This is a genomic window from Enterobacter sp. UNJFSC 003 (assembly GCF_036903355.1).
Classification (GTDB): Bacteria; Pseudomonadota; Gammaproteobacteria; order Enterobacterales; family Enterobacteriaceae; genus Enterobacter.
Genome location: NZ_JBAKHK010000261.1, coordinates 1 through 253, shown reverse-complemented (window position 1 = coordinate 253; position 253 = coordinate 1). Strand labels below are relative to the sequence as shown.

Below are 253 nucleotides of genomic sequence, written 5' to 3'. Positions count from 1 at the left end.
ATCGCTGCGAGAACGTGTATCGTTTTCGCCGGATAAGCTCGATCAGGCGCTTGACAGCCTGCTTGCGCAGCCGATGGTGCAGGGCGGCGTGGTGCTGTCGACGTGCAACCGCACGGAACTTTATCTTAGCGTTGAAGAGCAGGATAACCTGCAAGAGGCGTTAATCCGCTGGCTTTGCGATTATCACAATCTTAATGAAGAAGATCTGCGTAAAAGCCTCTACTGGCATCAGGATAACGACGCGGTTAGCCAT

1 pseudogene is annotated in these 253 nt (G+C 53.0%); it reads left to right on the top strand.

From position 1 onward, the window contains the following. A pseudogene (gene hemA, locus V5P19_RS24065) lies at positions 1-253 on the top strand (glutamyl-tRNA reductase); the annotation flags it as partial.